The organism is Ancylomarina sp. YFZ004 (genome assembly GCF_054254355.1).
The window spans coordinates 19125-41210 of record NZ_JBTCHQ010000009.1 but is presented as its reverse complement, the minus strand read 5'-3'; the positions used below and the strand labels follow the sequence as shown (position 1 = coordinate 41210).

Here is a 22086-nt window from a genome sequence, read left to right as displayed (position 1 = left end):
AAAACATGAAAAAAATATATTATTTACTGACAATCAGTCTTATAGTTCTCTGTTTTTCTTCCTGTGATGAAGAAGCTGATCTTTCTGATGTTTCAGTACTATCAGTAGAAGAGAGTCATCAAGATGATCTTGATAAATGGATCATGGACAATTATACAACTCCATATAATATTGAAGTTAAATGGAGATGGGATGATAACGAGGTCTCTAGTGATTTTTGGGTAACTCCTCCACAAAAAAAACAGGCACAAGAATTTCTTGAAGCTATGTTAGAAATATGGATTAAACCTTATAAGGAAGAGACGAAGGGGAATCCTTTCCTTGAGACTTTTATTCCTAAAATTATCGTATTAGTTGGTACACCACAATACAATAAAGATGGGACTATTACACTTGGTTTAGCTGAAGGTGGAAGAAAAGTAACCGTTTTTGATATCGATAAATTTGATAACACCGACAGATCATCTGTAATCAAAGCGTTTCATACGATGCACCATGAATTTGCTCATGTTCTTCATCAAACAACATTTTATTCGCTTGATTTCAAAAGTATCACTAAAGGGGACTATACAGGAAACTGGAAAGATGTAAACGTATCAGATGCTAATTTGAAAGGTTATATCACATCTTACTCGATGCTAAACGAAAATGAAGATTTTGTGGAACTTGTAGCTGCCATTTTAACAACTGTTGATAATAGTAATACGCCAATAGAATATACAGTTCCTGTAAAAGATTCAGAAGGGCTTATTATAAAAGCAGTGAGCTTATGGACCAAAAAGGAATATATTAAAACGACAACAATGACTATGACTGCTTGGGAGCATCGATTATATATGTTAGGTATTACATATAAGAGTACTGCTGACCTTAAGTATTCACAAGTTGCTGGTTCACCTGAAGGACTTGATAAATTAAATCGTAAACTTCAGATCGTAACCAATTATTTTAAAACGGTTTGGGGAGTAGATCTTTTCAGCTTACAAAAGCGAATTGATACGGCAACTGAAGCATTAATCGTAAAAAATAAATAACTATGAGAAAGATATTATTTTTAATAATCGCAGTATTGGCATTCACTTCCTGCGATGATAATGATTTCGAAAGTGTATTTGAGAAATCACCAGAAGAAAGAATTGCAGAAGCTAATAAGAAGTATAAAGATCTCCTAACCTCCTCTGAGTATGGATGGGAAACAAACTATTTTGCAGTCGGCAGCAGTTCTATGCAAGGCTCAACAATGATTATGAAGTTCATTCCTGATGGAATGGTAAGCATACTTGGTGATCATACTAAAGTCAATGAAACATCTGAGTATACAATTCATCAAGAAGCTTCTACTCAAATAAAATTTTCTACCTATAATAAAAATCTAACTTGGTTAACCACTCCTGACAGATACAATCCTGAAGGCATGGGTGGTGAAATAGAATTTGTTTTTATAAGCTCAACTGAGGATGAAATTATATTGGAGGGAAAAGTAAATAAAGGAAAACTTATCCTAAAGAAAGCAATTAGTGCTGAATTACCATTCTGGAATTTTCAAGCCATAAAAGATCAATTATTAGCTTTAAAAGCAAATGGTTTTATGGCCTTTCAAATTGAAGGAGAGTCTAAAAATAAATATGGTTTCGAATTCAATGCATCTAATAATAACGTAAGTATCAGTTATAATGCAGATGAACAATTATTTAAAGAAGAAAGAGCTGTTATTTTCACGACTGAAGGTTTAATTTTTAATGAACCATTCATTCTTAACGGAAAAGAAGTAAGTTCTTTATCCTACACTGGAGAAATTGAAAAAGTAGAAGTTGCTCCTGATAGTGGTGATAAAGAATACAATGTTAAAACGGCAGGCGATTTCATTTTTAAAGATTCTAATATTGAATTAAAACTAGTAAATGTACCTGTTCCCGTTTTCTATACGCCTGGCGTAATTGAGGAATTTGAGACCAAGGATTATGGTCGAATTTTCTTTAAGAACGGAGTTTTTGGCTCATACTTTTCTGCCATGGAGGAGGAAATCAAAGGTTTAAGCAGAGCATTCCTGATGAATAATTATAAGGGTAGTGTTGTGGAAGGTCCCGGTTTGAATATTACAATGGAAACTGGCCAGATTATGATTAAATATGAGATGATCAATAAAGGATCTGGAATCGTTCAGTTCAAATTAAGTACAACTCATGTTTATCTGTATGATTCTGTTGAGGATGATCCTGATACGGAAGTAAATGAACGGGAAGAGGAAATGAATGCATTGGTTGAAAGTGTTCAGAATAGTGAAGGCTTGAAGAACTTCCTGAATGAGCTGAGTAAAGAATCAGGATTCCTGGTATACCAGAGTCCATTCATGTTTGGATCCACTCAATTTAGATTTGTGTCCGTAGAGAATCCTGTGAACTCTATTACAGCAATTGCTTTTTAGTAGTAGTTCAATAATTTAGTATGTAGTTGTAAGGTGTCTCATTATTGTAATGAGGCACCTTATTTTTTACAATGATCTAAATTGAAAAGAGAAAAAAAAGATGGATCCTCGGTAGGGGAATTCCATGGGCCTTATCTTTTAGTTGTTTTTCACAGTTGAGGCGAAACAATTGGAATTGGGCATTTCTTTACTCACTCACTAACAAATTACATCCTCTTATATCAGAGTTGTCAAATCGTCCAAGTATTTCAAATTTACCATCAGCATGAATCTTACCTAAATCTTGAGTTTCGATAAAAGAACAAGAATAAAGATTAGCCAAATCGATGACATTCACACCACCACTTCGGCCTGTTTTTTCAAAAGAGAATGGATCATAGGCATCACGAATTAGTATTTTCATCCAAGCAGGTGTTTCGAACAAGCTATCTCCCTTGCTATAGCCTTGAGATAAAAGCTCTGTCATGCCATATTCTGAATGGATTTTATCAACCCCCAGACGTGACGTAAAGATTGAATGTAATTCTTCACGAGTCAATTCCTTACGACGACCTTTCATACCACCTGTTTCCATCACAATAACATCACCTAAATCGAGCTGATGGTTTTCTGCAAGTTCAAGCAAGGCAAAACTGACACCCAGTAATAATACCTTTTGATTTTGTGCTTTTAATTCTGCGAGATTAGCAATTAATTCCTCATGATTATTCAAATAGAATCCTGATTGTGGATGTCCACTTTCTTTAATCAATTTCTCCATCATATAGATCAGGGAAGAGCCCTCACGCTCAAGATAAGACGGCAAAAGAGCTAGAATACAATAATCATTTACAGAGCCGTAAAAAGCCTCAAAACCCTTAGTAAAACTATCTTCATAAATTCCAAGATCTGGCACAAAATGTCGAGAAGTTAGATTCCCACTTGTTCCGCTGCTAGTAAAAACTGCTTTCGCCTCTTCATTAGTAGAAACCACTTTATGTGATTTGAAAAATTCTATTGGCAAAAAAGGAATTTTATCAAGATGATCGACAGAGTTCACATCAATATTCAGCAATTCAATGAATCGAGCATAAACTGGATTATTAGTCGCTTGAAAACGAAATACCTTAAGAGCTATTTGTATAAACTCTTCATCTGTCTTAATATTAAATAGATCTTCCTTCCAAACCATCTGTATCATTCTATTGCGTCTCTTTTTTCGGATTCTAACTGGACAAAGTTAGCTGAAATTCTATTCGAAATAAAGTCGAGGAGAGGGTTTTGCATGAACAGTCATAATAATCTCACTACTTTCAACCTGACAACCATTACTATCAGTCAATCTAACCTTAACAGGATCGCCTGTATTAAGATCGGAAATCGTAAATGTATTTCCAGAAACTCCAGCAGTAACTTCTAAACCATTTACAAAGAATTCATAAGTATAAAAAGAGTTCACTCCCGATGCATTAGCAGTAAATATAGCCTCATCACCTTTAATTATTGAGACAGCACCTTTTTCAATCTTTCTAACTATTGCATCAGCAATATCCTTAGTTCCTCTAGAAAAGCAATTGAAATTCCAAGGAAATAGAAAAAGCTCTCAAATTCACTTATTACAAATCTGCTCAGTTAAATATTCTAATCAAAAAATAATAATGGAGAAGGTTTTGGATGAATAGTCATGCTTATTTCTGAGCTATCAACAGAACAATCATTACTATCAACAGCTCTTACTTTTACTTTATTTCCATTAACAAGATTTGATATTGTAAATGTATTTCCCGAAACGCCTGCTGTTACATCCACATCATTCACAAAGAATTTGTATTGGTAGGCAGAAATCCCGCCAGAAGCGCTTGCTGTAAAAATGGCATCATCAGAATCACAACTTGAATTTCCAGCAGGTCCACTTATTGAAACAGCCAGATCTGAGTTTACGGTAATTTGTACAATCTTAGAAAGAGTGTTTCCATGAATATCTTCTGCAGTCCAAGTTACGTTTGTTGTACCTAATCCGAATATTTTACCATTAAGACTTGTTCCTCCTCCATCATAGTCATGCGAAAAGGATTGAATTCCACAATTATCAGTAACTGTAAGATCATAACTCGTTCCACTTACCAAATATCCACAACCCGAATTATTTGGACTAAGATTACGATTCGCTGTATTATTAAATACTGGCTCCTGATTATCTGCAACAGTAACTGTAAAACTTGATTGAACAGGACCATTTCCAGAAGCATCGGTATATTCATACGTAACCGTAGTGGTACCAACTGAAAAGTTTGAACCACTTGAAGAACCAGCAATTAAGGTTCCATTTTGGTCTCCATCACAATTATCAGTAAAAATTGGACCAGCATAATTAACAAGAGCACCACAAGCTCCAGCATCGGCAATTACACTTATGTTACCTTGCGCAATTTTTAAAGTTGGAGAACTATTATCCACAACAGTAATATTTGTTGAACAAGTAGAACTTGCTAAATCAGTATCAGTTACGGTTAATACGACACTTACTATTCCTTTATCAGAACAATCAAAAGTATTTGGCGACACTGAAAGTGTTACCGTGCCTCCATCGCTATCATCATTCGAGCCATTATCAATTTCAGTAGGATCAAGAGTGTAGTTCCCTAAAGCATCCAAACTAATAACAACGCCACTTTTACAAATTGCAACAGGTAGATCATTATCAACAGTCACATTAATTGAAACTGTTGCTAAGTTTGATTCTGAACCTGAATCATCTTTAATTGTATAAGTAAAGCTATCTGCCCCAGTATAATTCGAATTTGGTGTATATGTTACCTCTCCTGTTGCAAAGTTCTGATTAGTAATAGTCCCATTGATTGGACTTGTTTGAATTAAAACAGTTGCTTTGTCAATAGTCTGGTTTCCATCAATATCAGAATCATTATCTAGGACATCTATTACTACTGCTGTATCTTCGTTAGTGGAAGTATTATCATTTACAGCAACAGGTGCCCCATCATTATTGAATTGAACCGTAAGATTAACACTAGCTGTCACAACATCCCCATTTCCATCTGTTAAACGATAGGTGAAATTATCAGCACCAAAATATTCGGAACTAGGCATATAAGAAAAAGTACCATCCGTATTTAATGTTAGTACGCCATTACTTACATTACTAACTAAAGTGACATTTATCGGTAAGTCAAATAGATTTTGATCATTACTCGTAACATCAGCATTCAGCTGCGTATCTTCAGGAGTGGTATAAGTATCATTATTCGCAACGGGTAAATCATTAATTGGATTTACAGTAATACTCACTGTTGCTGTTGACTCATCTCCATCAATATCCTGAATTGTGTATTGAAAAGAATCTGCTCCGTTAAATTGTAAGGTAGGCGTATAAGTAAAACTACCATCAGAATTAATAATCAAATTTCCATTAGTTGGATTGGTATTTGAATGAACAACTACAGGTGGATCACCCAAACCTAAATCATTAATCATCACATTATTTGACAACACATTATCTTCGTCTACAGAGTAATTATCAGCTCTTGCATCAGGTGTATCATCATCATCTAATATTGTACCTGTTGCAGTACCTAAGCCCGTAGCAATTTCAACTTTAGGTAATGATTCTCTAATCTCAACAGTAAAGGTTTCATCCCCTTCCTCATCTGTATCTTGCACACTACTTATTGGAAGATTAACACTTGTCTGATTAGATAAAAGAGTGATATTACTCCATCCCGTCCCAGTAAAATCTGCTGGAGAAGCCGCAATACCATTTACAGTTCTATATTCGAAATTGATATCAGTACTACTTATTGGGCTCACCGATATTATGAAATTAATCGCGTTTCCTTCCGTTCCAGATGCAGCTGCAATTGATAAAGTTGGATTCCCTTCATTATCCAGAATAGTTCCATTGGCAGAAGTATTATTAAGTGTTGCATTGGTAATAGCTGAGAAATCTACTGTAAATGTCTCTGCTTGCTCATTTGCATTATCATCTTTAGTTATAAAAGAAGGGAAATTAACTGATAAATCTCCTGCAAGTATCGTTACAGTTCCCGTTGAAAAAGTAGCATAATTGATAAAATCCTGTGGCTTTGCTTTTCCTGGTCCATTAGTAAGCGAAATGGCATAATCGAAGCTTACATCAACATCAGCTGCATGACTCAATACAGCTTGATAAATAATATTCAAGCCTTCTTCTGCACTGGCGTCAGCAATGCTTACACTAGGAGACAATTCATTATCGACTATAGGTATATTTGCATTGATATTACCGCTGCTTACATTTGTTACACCACTTAAAGCGATTATAAATTGCTCATCTCCTCCAGGCTCAAAAATATTATCATCATTAATCGTTACTGGAATATTTTTAATCGTTTCCCCTGGGGCAAAATTTAAACTACCAGAATAAGAAACAGCTGAATAATCAGAAGGCTGAGTTGCAGAATTATCTGTTATTGTATAATCTACACTTATTATTTTTCCACTCGGGATATTCAAATTTATGGGTAATGAAATAGTTCCTGAATTTTCATCAAAGCTCTGATCAGACACAGAGATAACCGGCATAGCATCGTTATCATCCTGAATCGTGCATGTTCCTGAATTAATACTTTCTACAGCTTCAACCACATCGGTTATTGTCAACGTAAATTGTTCGTCATTTTCATTGAGAATATCATTGGCAATAGGAACACTAATATCAACATATGCTGATCCTGAATTGATCGTAGCATTTCCTGTTTGTGGTGTGTAATCTTGTCCTCCAGCTGCAGTTCCCGCATTGGTTTTGTAATCAAAAGTCACATTAACATTATCGGCAACAGACCATGGGTGTGAAAGTTCTACACGAAAAACTGCATTTAAATCCGTTCCTTCAGTTACTGTTAAATTTATTGTTGTTACTGAAAGACAGGGCAGAATTCTTATTTCATTTGAAGGAAAAGATTCTGTTGTTGAACCTCCGCAAGGTGATAAGCCTGTCACTTTATATCTTCCGGGCTCAGATGGTTCATAGGTTGAATCGTCGTTAGCAGATACAATAACACCATTTTTGTACCAATTATAGTTAGTAAAACCTGATGCCGTTAAAGCAACATTATCACCACACAATCCTTGTTCGACAATTTCGGGGTTTTGATCTATCTGAGGGATATCTCCAAAACCAGAGAAAAAACCACCACCACCAACATTATTACTTTCAACAGCAAGCATTGCGTTTAATGCTCCAGATGAAGATACTTTAAAAATCCAGTTCGTTCCTTTACCATATACACCTTTCTGAAGCTCAGATTTAGGAATGTTATAGGTTTCCCAATAAGTGTTTCCCAGCACAGATTTTCTGTATGTAGATGTATTTTGAAGGTTTACTCCATTTAATTGTATCTGTGATCCTGACTGTGTAACTAGTTTTAAAATTGGATTCACTGCTAAACTGGAAAGGCGATTTGCAAATGCAATGGTTACTTCCTTGTCAGCTGTACATTTTAAGGGAGGAATAAAACAGAAACCAGCTGTTTGCCTTTTGTTTGCTCCGGAGAGAGTTTGATAACAAAAAATCTTTTTATCTGCATGTACATATAAGTTCTTATTGGTTCCAAAATCAGAATAATTAGTAAAGTAATATTCTCCTTTATTTAGAGTTGCACTAGCTGTAGAATTATTTTTCAAATAAATTTTCGTATTATTCTCGGTAGCAACAACTAAAGCTTTCTCATTATATTGAGCTCCACCACTATATCCTTCACCTTTAATTATTATATATTCTTTTCCCACAACATCAGTAGGTACCAACTGATCAAAACCTATATCACGTCCGTTCCCAAGATTACTTGGATGCCCTGTTGCACACCATGAACCAGAACTTACAGCAATGGGTTTGTTAGATGTTACATGGGTTCCATTTACTACATTTAAATCCTTAGTAGCACCTTGTTGATTTTTAATTTGATTGACACTAACACCAATTACTACAGATTGGCCCTTATTTAAACTTACTGTGAAAGTATTTGAAGTTCGACCAAAAAACCTAACATTTGGATTACTGAATGTAATATTAGTATTGTTTTCAGTTGCAATAGCTGAAACGAAATGACCATTGTGACTATCATAACTACCAACTCTGGAATACATGTGCCCACTATAAAAATCTGTCCCTAATCCAGTTGTTCCCTTTGAAGTTAATAAATCACCCTGAGCTGATGATTTTTGTTGAATACTAACAAAGAATTTCTTAGATCCAGAGACAATTAAACCCTCAGTATCTAGAATATTATTCAATTGTGAAGTTCCTATTACCCCTTGTGAATTAAGCCTTCTACCTGCAGTTTGGACAGAAGTTGTATAAACAGAGTAATTAAGACTGATTTTCTGTGGACTAGAACTAGAAAGACTTACTGTCCTAATAAAAGTATCATCATTATTCTTTATTGTCACATCAAATGCAACAGTTTCAGTAGTCGTCAATACCATCTGATGATCATCTACGTTTGCTGACGAGCTAGTGAATGAACACATAGGAGGTATATAATGCAAGCTATCAATCTGAGCAATAGTCTGAATTGATATAAAGCAGAGAATGAATAATAAAACCAGTCTAACAGTATATATATATTTTCTCATATGCTTCATTTTTAGTGGTATAATAGATGTTAATATAGAAACAAAATGCGATAAAATAAAAAAGAGGGTGTCGAAATATCGACACCCTCTTGTGAACATTAAAAATGTTCTTATCCTTTAATAGCTTTTACACCTGGTAATTCTTTACCTTCGATATACTCTAAAAGAGCACCACCACCAGTTGATACATAGCTTACTTTATCAGCTAAACCATATTTATTGATTGCTGCAACTGAATCACCACCTCCAATTAATGAGAAAGCGCCTTTTTCAGTAGCTGTTACAATGGCATCAGCAATAGCTTTGGTTCCTTTAGCGAAATTATCCATTTCGAATACGCCTACAGGACCATTCCAAAGAATAGTTTTAGATTCTTCGATTACTTTTTTGAAGCTCTCGATAGTTGCATCAGCAACATCTAATCCCATCCATCCTTCTGGAATTGCGTTAACATCGCAAACTTGAGTGTTAGCATCGTTAGAAAAATCGTCAGCGATTAAAGCGTCAGAAGCAAGGTGAAGTTTCACATTGTTTTCTTTAGCTTTCAGAAGAATCTCTTTTGCAGTCTCGATTTTATCGTCTTCAACCAATGAGTTTCCAATTGTTCCACCCATCGCTTTCACGAAAGTGTAAGTCATACCACCACCAATAATCAAGTGATCAACCTGTGACATTAATGTCTGGATGATTTCGATTTTAGAAGAAACTTTAGCACCACCCATAATAGCAGTTAATGGACGCTTAGTATCTTTCAATACCTTATCAACGCTTGAAAGTTCACCTTCCATAACGTATCCGAACATTTTAGCTTCTGGGAAAAATTTAGCAATAACTGCAGTAGAAGCGTGTGCACGGTGAGCTGTACCAAATGCGTCGTTAATCCAAAGGTCAGCCAAATCAGCTAATTTCTTAGCAAATGCCTCATCACCTTTTTTCTCTTCATCGTAATAACGAAGGTTTTCAAGTAAAAGAACTTCACCTGGCTTCAATTCTGCAGCCATTGTTCTTGCACTCTCACCAATACAGTCATCAGCAAACTTAACTTCTACACCAATCGATTTTGACAAGTGAGCAACAATATGCTTCAATGAAAACTTCTCATCTTTTCCTTTTGGACGACCAAGGTGAGACATCAAAATACAAGAACCATTACCATCTAATACTTTCTTGATAGTAGGTAATGCTGCACGAATACGAGTATCATCAGTAATTTCGAATTGCTCGTTTAAAGGCACATTAAAGTCTACACGAATAATAGCCTTCTTATCTGAAAAATTGTATGAATCAATAGTTTGCATGATATAATTATATTTAGTTTTTTTTCTGTCAAACAAAGTTACACTATTATCTTTTCCGCAACAAAGAATGCTCGAAATATAAATCTAATCATCTGAAAACAAACATCATAACACAGCATTATGTATCGTTCTGAAACGATTGCATAAAGTTCTCTATTTTAGATTTTTAGTCCCAAAACGTCATTTTTTTCCAATCCAGAAAAACATTGATTTTCTTGTTCTCTTCTTAAAAGAAGAAGATATAAGAAGCAATTAAGAATATAAAACTCAAAGAAAAATTTGAAACCTATTCAGTCAAGTCAAAATTTATTTTCCCATAGCGTTTCCCATTAATCTGAATCTCTATTTCGTGTAGACCCAAATAATATTTACGAGTCGAGATGGCTTTAAAGGAAAGTTTCTTTTTAAAACTAAGTCGTTCATTAGCTTGCAATTTCTTTTTAGATAACTTAAAAACCTTGGGAGCAGTTTTATCATTGGCTTTCATATAATGCACAACAAAATCAATCATCAAGTTCTGTTCTTTAGAAGCTTGGGAGCTAAGGTCAAAAGAAAACTCTATCTCATCACCCATTTTGCATTCCTCTTTGTTCAAAATCAGATTATCAACCGATATTTGAACATCCGTTGGATAACCTAATAAGTCTAGGGCTTCAGGCAAACCTTGCTTCAAAAGTGTACGTGAAGCATGAGAAATGATCCATTGTGTTCCTTTGTCATTAATGGTTTTCCACCTTTTCAATGTTTTAACAACCAATTGAGGATGATCTTTTGCTATATCATTCAGGTTGTTGGCAACTGAACGTCTGACATAAAGCTCGGTATCTTGTTTTAATTCCTCTAATAAGTCCAAAATAGGTTTTGGATCACCTATAAACTCTCTGAGTACAGATGACCAGGGTAAACGTGGTCGTGTTCCTTCTGAAACCAATCTTCTTACATGCACATTCTCATCTGATGACCATTTATAAAGCTTTTTAAAAGTCTGTTCTGGGTATTTTCGAATGAAAGGTCGAATCGCATCTTCCGAAGTAAATCGTTTTGTGATTTCGATTAAGGCATTCATCGAAACATCAAAATCTTCCTTTTCGAGACCATAGATAGAAACATATTTGGCAATCGGCATAAAATAGAAACCTTCAAAACCAGTCATCTCCAATGTTTCAATAGGCTTATCGAAGGTGGAGAGAAGTATACTTATTGCTTTATTATACGCTCTTGGTAGATGAGTATAAAGGTTTTCACAAATCAAGGAAGAACGTTCATACAAACTTAAGGGAGTTAGTTTGGGAACAATATTGCTATAGAAAGATTTCTCATCAAATTCAGATGAAACAGCTTTAATTCTTTGCCCCATGCTTGCAACAAGCTCCGGATTAAAAACATCCTTAAATAAAAAACCTTCTTCCATAATTCTTTTACTTTACATTTCAAAAATGGCCAGATACTCCCACAAATAGAAAACTCTATTTCGTCTGGCTCCAGCCATCTCTTTTATAAAACCAACTTCTTCTAATTCTTTTACCAATTGATTTGCAGATTGAAAACTCAATTGCATCTCTTCTTTTATTTCATTGACAGAAAGATAGGGTTTTGAATAGAATATATGCAATAGTTGCTTTGCAGAAGGGTGTCTCTTTTTACCTAGTTTCGTTTCTATTCTATCCTGATAATTATCCTTTAACTCTTGCAATTCTTCAAGTCTTTCAATACAAAATGTGGCTGTCTCGTTCATACCGGTAATGAAAAATCGAATCCACTGTTCAACATCATTCTTCGAACGAATTAAATTTAATCGATGATAATATTCCAATCTATTCTTCTCAAAAAAAGCAGACAGACAGAATATCGGCTTTTCTATAAACTTCAGACTCAAGAGTTCCAAAAGAATCAATGTACGAGCAGTACGTCCATTCCCATCTAGAAAGGGAAGAATTGTCTCAAACTGACAAAGTGAGATTGCCATTTTTATTAGATAAGGAAGCTCTAAGTTCTCATTACGCCAAAACCACTTTGCATCGTTAATTAAGATTTTTAAATCGTGTTTACTTGGCGGTGTGTATTTAGAACCTGATGGTTCTTGATGCTTGTTATCCTTAGCGTTAAATTTCATTCGCAGTTTACCTGCAGTTTCTTCCTCTTTGGGCAAATCGGCATAAAGCATACGGTGTGTTTCCTTTACCATATGCAATGTTAATGGGAATCTACCTAGTTCGTTTACCGCCCAATCAATTGATTTAATGTAGTTTCTGACTTGCTTATGCGCAATTAGGCTCCGATAGCCTTTTGAAGCAGAAGGTAAAAAAGCCTGAGTCATATTTGATCGAATACCCTCCATCATATTTGAAGCAGTAACTTCAATAGCTGTAAACATAGGGAGATGGATATCTATATCTTTGAAATACTTACAATGAGCATTCAACTCACCAAGCCGGTGCATACACGACTCAAGCATAATATTAATCTGCTTATCCTTCCATTCAAATGAACGATTAATCAAGAATGATGACGTACTCTTATAGCCTTCTCGATGACTTTGATTAATAAAATCCCCTTTGCTTCTCATATTAAGCTTATCGTTCGTAAAATTGAATAAGTTCCCCTTATTGAGGTAAAAATACAAATAATTTAATAAGATGAGAAGGTATGTTTTTATAAAGAAGTAATTACGTAAAATTATGATCTACTGTAAGATGCATAAAATCAAGACATACAGAACATATCTATAACAGAAGCATAGAAATAATTCCCTTGAAAATTAGATTAATTCTATATTAGCGGCGAATTTTAAAACTTCAATCTATGTTAAGAAAAATTTATTTAGCGATAGCTCTTATTGCTTTCACTTATAGCGTAAAAGCAGAAGGCTATGCCGTAAATGCACAAGGAGCCAAACAAATTGGTATGGGACATGTTGGTGTAGCCTTAAATTGGGATGCTAGTAGCATGCAATTTAATCCAGGAGCACTTGCAACTCTAGATGCAAAGTACTCTCTTGCAATGGGGGGTAGTTTAATTTGGTCGAAAACAGAGTTTACAAGTCCTGACTATAAAAACAATGCCACTGACAATCCTATCAACACGCCTTTTTATCTATATGGATCAGCTAAACTGAATGATAAATTAGCAGTTGGTTTAGCGGTTTATACCCCTTTTGGTAGTTCTAATATTTGGGGAGATAATTGGGATGGTAAATACCTAATTCAAGAAATTTCAATGAAATCAATTTACATTCAGCCAACTGTTTCGTATAAAGTGAACGACTGGATGTCTGTAGGAGCTGGCTTAAACATTGTTTATGGTCAATTTGAATTAAGTAAAGCTTTACCTACTGGAGCAAACGATAAAGCAAACCTCTCAGGTAACACAATTAAATATGGTTACAACATAGGTATTTTCTTACAACCAACTGAAAAGTTAAATATTGGTATTTCATACCGTTCACAAGTTGATATTGAGTTGGACAATAGCGAAGGGGAAGCTGAATTTAATGTGGCTTTACCATTAACAGATCTGTCTGGGAATCCTTCTTTTGCTAATACTAGTTTTACGGCAACTTTACCATTACCAGCTAGTTTAAATGTAGGTTTTGCATACCAAATTGATGAAAAATGGTTAGTATCTGCTGATGTGAATTTTGTAAAATGGGATGTATATAAAACTTTAAGTTTCGATTTTAAAGATGAAACAAAGATGGCTTACCCTAATCCAGATCCAGCAACAAATACCTCTGTGCCCTTCATAGAAATTCCAGCAATTTCAGATACTGAAAGCATAAGAGATTGGGATAACGCTATGTCTTATAGAATTGGAGCTCAATATTCATATAACGAGAAGTTAGATTTACGTGCAGGTTTCTATTATGATGAAACTCCAGTTCAAGAGAATTACTATGCTCCTGAGACGCCTGGTGCTAATAAAATTGGTATCACTGCTGGTGCATCATACAAGTTGAATAATAAATTCAGCCTTGATGCAGCTATTCTTTATGGCTTTGGTGAAAAAACAGAAGGTTATGATACAAATCCAAAATCTCAAGGTTTCGGTGGAGAATATAAGAATACAGCTATTTTCCCTACGATTGGTATCACTTACAATTTGTAAAAATTAAATACAAGATATATTTAAAAGAGCTGCCATTCGGTAGCTCTTTTTTTATGCCTTAATTTTCTTCCAGATTTGAATTCAGAATTTTCTCTAGTGCTATAGAAAAACCACTCTCGTCAACACTCTTGGTATTCTCGTAGGAATCTTTTAATTCTTTAGGTGCATTAGCTACAACAAAAGGGTATTTTCCCCACTCCAATAGATCAAGATCGTTATAATCGTTTCCTATTACCATAGATCTCTCAGAATCAATATTTAGATGTTGACATAGCCACTCTGCTCCGTAAGCTTTTGAGATATGCATGGGAAATATCTCCATCCAAATCGACTCGTGATCCAATGGAGAGGTAGCTCTAATGATCTTTACTTTCTCAAATTTCGCTTTTAATTCATTGAATCCATTAACACAATTGGAAAGTATAACCAATAATTGACAAGCCTCACGCTTCGTATCCCCAGCATCACCGATTGGGTTAGCAAATGGCTTGTATAGACTTAATCGTCTATCAAAATCGGGATTAGATTTCCCAGATCTATAATAGGCAAATTGATGATTATTGGGAATCGGATCCAAAATCATAAAGTCAGTCTTCAGTTTAATTAACTCGGAAGAAATCTCAAATACAACATCTGAATCAAGATGCTGAGAAAAAATGAGCTCCCGCTTCTTCCAATCAAAGATGCCTGCTCCTGATGCAAATATTAAATAATCAATGGGAAAGTCATCTGACAAAACAGATAGGGCCGAGTAAAGATTTCGACCCGTGGCAATAACTCTAACAATATTCTCTTCTTTAAGGCTTATTAAAGTTTTAATATCACGATCACTCACTTCTCCTTGTGCAGGTAAAAGAGTACCATCCAAGTCGCTAATAACAATTTTAATCCTATCGCCCATGATCAAACCTAATTTAGAGATTGAACCCAAGATAAAGAAAATGTTTGGCTATATAATGGGTGATTCAAAAGTCCATCAATAAAAAAAGCGACACTCTTAAGTGTCGCTTTAAATATATTAGTGTTGAATTTTTTATTCTACAGTAACTGATTTTGCCAAGTTTCTTGGTTGATCGACATTACATCCTCTTAAAACAGCGATATAATAAGAAATCAACTGGAATGGAATAACAGTTAATAATGGAGCCAAAGCTTCAAGTGTTTCAGGAATTTCAATCACATGATCAGCCAATCCTTTAATCACAGTGTCACCTTCGGTAACAATAGCAATAACATGGCCTTTACGAGCTTTTACCTCTTGAATATTACTTACGATCTTTTCATAAGACTTATCCTTAGTAGCAGCTACAAAAACAGGCATTTGATCGTCGATTAGTGCAATAGGTCCATGCTTCATTTCTGCTGCAGGATATCCCTCAGCGTGAATGTAAGAAATCTCCTTTAGTTTAAGAGCACCTTCCAAAGCAACTGGGAAAAGATAACCTCGTCCAAGATATAAAGCATTCGTTGAATCAACATATTTAGTTGAAAGCTCCTTAATCTCTTCACTCTTATCCAAAATAGTTTGAATTTTTTCTGGTAGACAAGCAAGTTCATCAATATGCTTCACATATTCTTCCTTAGATAGAGTTCCTTTTCTGTAACCCACCAACATTGCCATCATTGTAAGCACAGTTACCTGAGCAGTAAATGCTTTTGTCGATGCAACACCAATTTCTGGTCCAGCATGGGTATAAACCCCAGCATCCGTATTTCTTGGAATACTTGAACCTACAACATTACAAATACCAAGTACCGTTGCTCCAGCTTTCTTAGCAAGATTAATAGCAGCTAATGTATCAGCCGTTTCACCACTCTGGCTAATCGCCAAAACGATATCATCTTTATAGATAACAGGATTTCTGTATCGGAATTCCGAAGCATATTCGACTTCAACTGGAACTCTGGCAAATTCTTCGAAAAGGTATTCTCCTACCATTCCTGCATGCCATGAAGTACCACATCCAATAATAAGGATACGGCGAGCTTCAACCAACTTAGGAATAACTTCATTTATACCTCCCAAGAAAAGCTCTTTTGTAGCTGGAATGACTCTTCCTCGGAAAGTGTCTTTAATCGATTGAGTTTGTTCGAAAATTTCCTTTAGCATGAAATGTTCGTAACCATTCTTCTCAATCTGCTCAATATCTAAATCCAACTCTTCAATATGTGGAATCAGCTTATCGTTATGAATTGTTTTTAGTGTTAACTCATCACGACTTATAATAGCAACATCATCATCATTTAAGTAGATAACACTCTGAGTATACTCAATAATTGGAGTCGCATCAGAAGCTAAAAAGTACTCCCCTTTTCCAACACCAATTACAAGAGGACTACCTTTACGTGCAGCTACCAATTGATCTGGTTCATCTTCGCAAATAACAACTAAACCATAAGCACCAACTACTTTAGAGAGAGCTAGGCGAACAGCCATTTCAGCAGTGACATTCCCTTTAAGATAGATATACTCAACAAGATTAGCTAATACTTCGGTATCAGTATCACTTGAAAATGTATAACCTCTACGAATTAGTTTTTCCTTTAATGGGGAATAATTCTCAATAATACCATTGTGAATAAGCGTAAACTTATTATTCATTGAACGGTGAGGGTGAGCATTCACATCGTTAGGTTCACCATGAGTTGCCCAACGGGTATGACCAATTCCGATATGACCTGAAATATCAAGACCAGATACATGATTCTCTAGATCTTGAACTTTGCCTTTGCATTTGAAAACACGAGTGTCATCAGTTCTTAAGGCAATTCCTGCTGAATCGTAACCTCTATATTCGAGTCTTTTCAATCCATTTATTAGAATAGGATAAGCATCCCTTTTTCCAATATATCCAACTATTCCACACATAGAAAAATATCTTTAAGGTTCCAATTATAGGACTAAAGTCCCAATTTCTGTTATCAATTAGTCTGAAATAATTAGGAATAAGAAATCCATTACTTCAGTAAATAATCATAATTTTATTCAAATATACTCGAAGGATTCTACACAAACAAAAAAAAAAAAGCATTAAAAAAAGGTGAGTCTCTAACAAACGTTAAAAACTCACCTTTTATTATTTTTTAAATGCTTAATTATTCTGCAATCAAGCTATCGTATAAGTCTGAGTATGCTTGAACGTACTCATCACCATTTTTATATTCCATGAACGTTTTCCCTGATGCCTTAGCATATGCAAGTAAATCTTCATTAATTGATTCGCTTCCCATAATAAGAGCATCCGACCAATCAATAGCCAATTTATTTATAGCTAAGTAATCAGCATTTTCAAGAATCTTCAAATCGTCTGAATTAACCCCTTCGATAAGTGCTTTCTCAGCAAAATCTTTGCTAAAGGTTGTAGAAAACTCATCATTGTACATAGAAAATACAATCTTAGTCTCAGTGAACAAAGGATCTTCGTTAAATGCTTTCTTAAGATATATTGGTAAAAGTCCAGTGAACCATCCTTGGCAATGAACGACATCAGGAGCCCAACGTAATTTCTTAACTGTTTCCAGTACACCGCGTGCAAAGAAGATAGCTCTTTCGTCATTATCGGCAAAAGCTTGTCCATCATCTTCTAATAAAACTTTCTTGCGGTGAAAATAATCATCGTTATCAATAAAGTAAACCTGCATTCTTGCAGCTTGAATTGAAGCTACTTTGATTATTAATGGGTGATCGGTATCATCAATAATAAGGTTCATCCCTGAAAGACGAATAACTTCGTGTAGCTGATTTCTTCTTTCGTTGATACAGCCATATCTCGGCATGAATGTTCTAATTTCTTTTCCTTTCTCTTGAATTCCTTGAGGTAAATGTCTGCCTACTTTAGACATCTCAGATTCAGGAAGGTAAGGCATTATTTCTTGTGATACAAAAAGTACTTTAGTCTTTTCCATGTGATCGCTTATATTGTAATACAGATTATCCGTGCAAAATTAAGAAAATAATTTGTAATACTTCTACTTAAGCTGATCTAAAACGCCTAGTGTACAATTAAATGACCTAAAAATGAATTTCGTATTTATTAATTTTATTTATTTGCACTTTCATTCAGGTCATATTTTAAACAATACAAGGATACTATCACCTGCGTGACTTTCTAATACTAAGACTAATAATCATCTTGTTATTAACTGCTAACACCATTATAGAGCAGATATAAATAACATGTAAAATTGCCCTTAAGCAGGCAAAAGAAAATATAATGATGCAAATAGTAAAATTAATTGCTGAAACACGATCAATCATTAGCAAATACAAAGCAGATGGTAAACGTGTTGGACTTGTTCCTACAATGGGAGCTCTTCACAAAGGGCATTTGTCATTGGTGGCACAATCTAAAAAAGAGAACGATATTACAGTTGTTAGCATTTTTGTCAATCCGACTCAGTTTAATAACCCTAATGATTTAAAAACCTATCCCCGAATTTTGGATAAGGATCTTGAATTATTATCAGAATATCAACCCGATTTAATCTTTATTCCTGAAGTTGAGGAAGTCTATCCAGAACCCGATACTCGTGTATTTGACTTTGGTGATCTTGAAAAAGTGATGGAAGGTAAAAATCGACCGGGTCATTTCAATGGAGTTGCACAGGTTGTGAGCAAATTATTCGGCTATATTAGTCCGGATAATGCCTATTTTGGCCAAAAAGATTTCCAACAAGTTGCTGTTATTAAACAGATGACAAAAGATCTTAAGCTAGACATAAATATAGTGTCATGTCCCATTATTAGAGAGTTAGATGGCCTTGCAATGAGTTCGAGGAATATGCTTCTTTCTGAGCTTGAACGAAAAAATGCAGCAAAAATATCTGAAACTTTAATTAAAGCTTGTAACTTAGTCCCCGATTTTGGCGTATCCCTATTAAAAGAGTGGGTGGTAACCAAAATTAATAGTAATGCTTATCTTGAAGTTGAATATTTTGAAATTGTAGATGATACAAGCTTACAATCCATTGAAAAATGGGGAGATTCTGACAACAGAATTGCTTGCATTACCGTACGAGTTGGAAAAGTTAGACTTTTAGATAATATATCTTTATAATATTTAGTTTTAAGCGACATGTATATTGAAGTTTGCAAATCGAAGATTCACAAAGCATCAGTAACCAGTGCGAATCTGCAATATGTTGGATCGGTTACCATTGACGAGGATTTAATGGATGCGGCCAACCTTATTGAAAACGAGAAAGTACAGATAGTTAACATTAATAATGGCGAACGTCTGGAAACCTATGTAATTAGAGGTGAAAGAGGCTCTGGTACTATTTGTTTAAATGGACCTGCTGCTCGTAAGTGCGCTGTAGGTGATGTGGTTATTATCATATCCTACGCCTCAATGGAATTTGAGGAAGCTAAAACCTGGGAACCTAGTTTGGTTTTCCCCGATACAGAAACCAATAAATTGATCTAATAATTCAATTTAAAATACACGCAAGGCTGTTCTTTTAGAGCAGCCTTTTTTCTTTGGTAGCCATATCGAGAATGATTAACTTCCACCTGGATTTTTTAATTTAATATGGACTTTAGTGTTCATTCCTCATAAATGAAAGTATGACGAAACTCGAAATCATCAAAAATAAAATATTCTCCGAAAAAGAATCAGCATTTTCTACACTTCAAACTTGGCGCTTTAAAGAAGAAAAGATTGTCTTTACAAATGGCTGTTTCGATATTGTACATCGTGGTCACCTGGAATATTTAGCCGAAGCATCAAACTTAGGGCATAAACTCGTGATGGGTTTAAATACAGATGCTTCTGTGCAACGTTTAAAAGGGCCTAACCGACCAATAAATGATGAATACTCACGAGCACTACTTCTTGCCTCACTCGGCTTTATAGATATGGTCGTCTTTTTCGATGAAGAAACCCCTTACGACTTAATTAAGTTTGTTCAGCCGGACTGTCTAGTAAAAGGAAGCGATTACAATGCTGAAGATATTGTAGGCTATGATATCGTAAAAGCAAAAGGTGGCGAAATTATCACTTTAGATTTTATCGAAGGATTTTCTTCAACTGGTATCATCAATAAAATTATCAACACCCACTAATAAATTTAAGATCTTAGATTTAGGAATCAGGATTTGAGTAAAGCTTTTATACTTTAACCTTAATTGATATGCCTCCAAAAACGAAAACTGCTTTTTTCTGTCAGAATTGTGGTGTTGAATCACCTAAATGGGTTGGTAAATGTACTTCTTGTAATGAGTGGAATACCTTCGTTGAAGAGGTGATTGTAAAAACCAATAACAAACAAACTATTGGGACTAATGGGCAATCACCAAATAAACCTCAGAAGATTTCGGATATAGAAATTTCTGAAGTGAATCGCTACGACACTCTAAATGGCGAACTTAATCGTGTTTTAGGTGGCGGTCTTGTTCCTGGCTCTATGGTTTTAATTGGTGGCGAACCGGGCATTGGAAAGTCGACTTTAGCTTTACAAATAGCCTTGAATCTTAAAAATCACACCACACTTTATATATCAGGGGAGGAAAGTGCACAGCAAATTAAATTAAGAGGTAACCGACTTAATTCGGATAATGATAGATGTTTGATTGTGAGCGAAACTTCCATGGAAAATATTTTCTCCCATATCAAAAATACCAAGCCTGATGTTTTGGTCATTGATTCCATTCAAACTTTAGGAACACAAAATATTGATTCTGCTCCTGGTTCCATTTCTCAGATTAGAGAATGCACAACACAGCTTTTGCGTTATGCAAAAGAATCCTCCGTTCCAGTTCTACTTATTGGGCACATTACAAAGGATGGTAACTTGGCTGGTCCTAAAATACTAGAACACATTGTTGATACAGTTCTACAGTTCGAAGGCGACCAAAACCATATGTACCGTATTCTTCGCGCTACAAAAAATAGATTTGGATCCACTTCGGAAATGGGGATATATGAAATGCGAAGTGATGGGCTGAGAGAAGTTGATAACCCTTCGGAATTATTACTTTCATCAAATGATGAGAGTTTAAGTGGCGTGGCAATTTCAGCCTCTATGGAAGGCATGCGTCCTTTTTTAATAGAAGTACAGGCTTTAGTTAGTACGGCAGCTTATGGGACACCACAGCGATCTTCAACGGGTTTCGATTTACGACGCTTAAACATGTTGCTTGCTGTTCTTGAAAAACGCGCTGGATTCCGTATTGGAACCAAGGATGTTTTCTTAAATATTGCAGGTGGAATCAAAGTTAGCGATCCTGCTATCGATTTGGCTGTGATTATTGCTGTCCTTTCTTCGAGTATGGATATTTCACTTCCAAAGGAGGTTTGCTTTGCTGGTGAAATCGGACTCTCGAGTGAGATACGATCGGTCAATCGAATTGATCAACGAATTTCTGAGGCAGAAAAGCTAGGGTTCAAGCATATCTTTATTCCGAAAAATAATTCAAAAGGTCTGGATACTTCTAAGTTTAAAATCAAAATCCACTTTGTAAGTAAAGTAGGGCAAGTATTCCAAACCCTTTTTAAACAATAACTTATTCATAGAAAAGGCTCCAAGCAATATCGCTTGGAGCCTTTTTTTGTTTGATTATTCACATAATTACACAATTTTCAGGATTATCAGAAATGAAGTTTTAAAGATTTTGAATTTATAAAGACTCATTTAAGTGCTTTTCCCAAA

At 35.1% G+C, this 22086-nt stretch carries 16 protein-coding genes; 7 read left to right on the top strand and 9 right to left on the bottom strand.

Annotated elements, in window-relative coordinates; all coding sequences use genetic code 11:
* Window positions 1–5: 5 nt before the first annotated feature.
* Window positions 6–1034 carry a substrate import-associated zinc metallohydrolase lipoprotein gene (locus ACXR6G_RS14115; protein ID WP_458362085.1) on the top strand — a complete coding sequence of 343 codons (1029 nt, stop codon included), beginning with the start codon at window positions 6–8 and terminating at the stop codon, window positions 1032–1034.
* 2 nt (window positions 1035–1036) lie between these two features.
* On the top strand, window positions 1037–2425 hold the full coding sequence (locus ACXR6G_RS14110; RefSeq protein WP_458362084.1) for a DUF4302 domain-containing protein: 1389 nt from the start codon (window positions 1037–1039) through the stop codon (window positions 2423–2425).
* A gap of 187 nt (window positions 2426–2612) precedes the next feature.
* Here the strand turns inward: ACXR6G_RS14110 and ACXR6G_RS14105 are convergent, their stop codons facing one another.
* The 6 genes from ACXR6G_RS14105 to ACXR6G_RS14080 form a co-directional block, all read right to left on the bottom strand.
* Window positions 2613–3605, bottom strand: a complete 993-nt coding sequence (locus ACXR6G_RS14105; RefSeq protein WP_458362083.1) for a LuxE/PaaK family acyltransferase — start codon at window positions 3603–3605, stop codon at window positions 2613–2615.
* Window positions 3606–3656: 51 nt separating this feature from the next.
* Window positions 3657–3863, bottom strand: coding sequence for a hypothetical protein (locus tag ACXR6G_RS14100; RefSeq protein WP_458362082.1), 207 nt, complete (start codon window positions 3861–3863; stop codon window positions 3657–3659).
* A 182-nt stretch (window positions 3864–4045) separates the two neighbouring features.
* Window positions 4046–9034 (bottom strand): tandem-95 repeat protein, encoded by a 4989-nt coding sequence (locus tag ACXR6G_RS14095; protein ID WP_458362081.1) that lies wholly within the window; start codon window positions 9032–9034, stop codon window positions 4046–4048.
* A gap of 110 nt (window positions 9035–9144) precedes the next feature.
* The gene (locus ACXR6G_RS14090; protein WP_458362080.1) at window positions 9145–10332 is read right to left on the bottom strand and encodes a phosphoglycerate kinase; all 1188 of its coding nucleotides are present in this window, start codon (window positions 10330–10332) and stop codon (window positions 9145–9147) included.
* A gap of 286 nt (window positions 10333–10618) precedes the next feature.
* On the bottom strand, window positions 10619–11743 hold the full coding sequence (locus tag ACXR6G_RS14085; protein ID WP_458362079.1) for a DNA alkylation repair protein: 1125 nt from the start codon (window positions 11741–11743) through the stop codon (window positions 10619–10621).
* 12 nt (window positions 11744–11755) lie between these two features.
* Window positions 11756–12898, bottom strand: coding sequence for a Fic family protein (locus ACXR6G_RS14080; RefSeq protein WP_458362078.1), 1143 nt, complete (start codon window positions 12896–12898; stop codon window positions 11756–11758).
* Between the two features lie 236 nt (window positions 12899–13134).
* Between ACXR6G_RS14080 and ACXR6G_RS14075 the strand changes: the two genes are divergently transcribed.
* Window positions 13135–14436 carry an OmpP1/FadL family transporter gene (locus ACXR6G_RS14075; protein WP_458362077.1) on the top strand — a complete coding sequence of 434 codons (1302 nt, stop codon included), beginning with the start codon at window positions 13135–13137 and terminating at the stop codon, window positions 14434–14436.
* Window positions 14437–14494: 58 nt separating this feature from the next.
* On the opposite strand, the gene ACXR6G_RS14070 is transcribed toward ACXR6G_RS14075, so the two are convergent.
* The 3 genes from ACXR6G_RS14070 to ACXR6G_RS14060 all read right to left on the bottom strand — a co-directional run bounded on the left by ACXR6G_RS14070 (window position 14495) and on the right by ACXR6G_RS14060 (window position 18342).
* Window positions 14495–15337, bottom strand: a complete 843-nt coding sequence (locus ACXR6G_RS14070; protein ID WP_458362076.1) for an HAD family hydrolase — start codon at window positions 15335–15337, stop codon at window positions 14495–14497.
* A 132-nt stretch (window positions 15338–15469) separates the two neighbouring features.
* Window positions 15470–17305, bottom strand: coding sequence for a glutamine--fructose-6-phosphate transaminase (isomerizing) (gene glmS, locus ACXR6G_RS14065; RefSeq protein ID WP_458362075.1), 1836 nt, complete (start codon window positions 17303–17305; stop codon window positions 15470–15472).
* Window positions 17306–17532: 227 nt separating this feature from the next.
* Entirely contained in the window at window positions 17533–18342 is an 810-nt protein-coding gene (locus tag ACXR6G_RS14060) for a glycogen/starch synthase (RefSeq protein WP_458362074.1), read from the bottom strand.
* A gap of 308 nt (window positions 18343–18650) precedes the next feature.
* Here ACXR6G_RS14060 and panC point away from each other — a divergent pair, with 308 nt between their 5' ends.
* The 4 genes from panC (at window position 18651) to radA (ending at window position 21939) form a co-directional block, all read left to right on the top strand.
* Window positions 18651–19493 carry a pantoate--beta-alanine ligase gene (gene panC, locus ACXR6G_RS14055; protein WP_458362073.1) on the top strand — a complete coding sequence of 281 codons (843 nt, stop codon included), beginning with the start codon at window positions 18651–18653 and terminating at the stop codon, window positions 19491–19493.
* A gap of 18 nt (window positions 19494–19511) precedes the next feature.
* Window positions 19512–19862, top strand: coding sequence for an aspartate 1-decarboxylase (gene panD, locus ACXR6G_RS14050; protein WP_458362072.1), 351 nt, complete (start codon window positions 19512–19514; stop codon window positions 19860–19862).
* A 140-nt stretch (window positions 19863–20002) separates the two neighbouring features.
* Window positions 20003–20500: a D-glycero-beta-D-manno-heptose 1-phosphate adenylyltransferase gene (rfaE2, locus tag ACXR6G_RS14045; RefSeq protein ID WP_458362071.1), complete on the top strand. Its 498-nt coding sequence runs from the start codon at window positions 20003–20005 to the stop codon at window positions 20498–20500.
* A gap of 68 nt (window positions 20501–20568) precedes the next feature.
* Window positions 20569–21939: a DNA repair protein RadA gene (radA, locus tag ACXR6G_RS14040; RefSeq protein ID WP_458362070.1), complete on the top strand. Its 1371-nt coding sequence runs from the start codon at window positions 20569–20571 to the stop codon at window positions 21937–21939.
* Window positions 21940–22086: the final 147 nt, after the last annotated feature.

What these genes read in the sequence shown, in the direction of transcription:
- ACXR6G_RS14060 (WP_458362074.1), bottom strand. Translation starts at nt 18,342, where the DNA reads ATGGAAAAGACTAAAGTACTTTTTGTATCACAAGAAATAATGCCTTAC.
- panC (WP_458362073.1), top strand. Translation starts at nt 18,651, where the DNA reads ATGATGCAAATAGTAAAATTAATTGCTGAAACACGATCAATCATTAGC.
- rfaE2 (WP_458362071.1), top strand. Translation starts at nt 20,003, where the DNA reads ATGACGAAACTCGAAATCATCAAAAATAAAATATTCTCCGAAAAAGAA.
- panD (WP_458362072.1), top strand. Translation starts at nt 19,512, where the DNA reads ATGTATATTGAAGTTTGCAAATCGAAGATTCACAAAGCATCAGTAACC.
- ACXR6G_RS14095 (WP_458362081.1), bottom strand. Translation starts at nt 9,034, where the DNA reads ATGAGAAAATATATATATACTGTTAGACTGGTTTTATTATTCATTCTC.
- glmS (WP_458362075.1), bottom strand. Translation starts at nt 17,305, where the DNA reads ATGTGTGGAATAGTTGGATATATTGGAAAAAGGGATGCTTATCCTATT.
- ACXR6G_RS14080 (WP_458362078.1), bottom strand. Translation starts at nt 12,898, where the DNA reads ATGAGAAGCAAAGGGGATTTTATTAATCAAAGTCATCGAGAAGGCTAT.
- ACXR6G_RS14090 (WP_458362080.1), bottom strand. Translation starts at nt 10,332, where the DNA reads ATGCAAACTATTGATTCATACAATTTTTCAGATAAGAAGGCTATTATT.
- ACXR6G_RS14110 (WP_458362084.1), top strand. Translation starts at nt 1,037, where the DNA reads ATGAGAAAGATATTATTTTTAATAATCGCAGTATTGGCATTCACTTCC.
- ACXR6G_RS14105 (WP_458362083.1), bottom strand. Translation starts at nt 3,605, where the DNA reads ATGATACAGATGGTTTGGAAGGAAGATCTATTTAATATTAAGACAGAT.
- ACXR6G_RS14075 (WP_458362077.1), top strand. Translation starts at nt 13,135, where the DNA reads ATGTTAAGAAAAATTTATTTAGCGATAGCTCTTATTGCTTTCACTTAT.
- ACXR6G_RS14085 (WP_458362079.1), bottom strand. Translation starts at nt 11,743, where the DNA reads ATGGAAGAAGGTTTTTTATTTAAGGATGTTTTTAATCCGGAGCTTGTT.
- ACXR6G_RS14070 (WP_458362076.1), bottom strand. Translation starts at nt 15,337, where the DNA reads ATGGGCGATAGGATTAAAATTGTTATTAGCGACTTGGATGGTACTCTT.
- ACXR6G_RS14115 (WP_458362085.1), top strand. Translation starts at nt 6, where the DNA reads ATGAAAAAAATATATTATTTACTGACAATCAGTCTTATAGTTCTCTGT.
- radA (WP_458362070.1), top strand. Translation starts at nt 20,569, where the DNA reads ATGCCTCCAAAAACGAAAACTGCTTTTTTCTGTCAGAATTGTGGTGTT.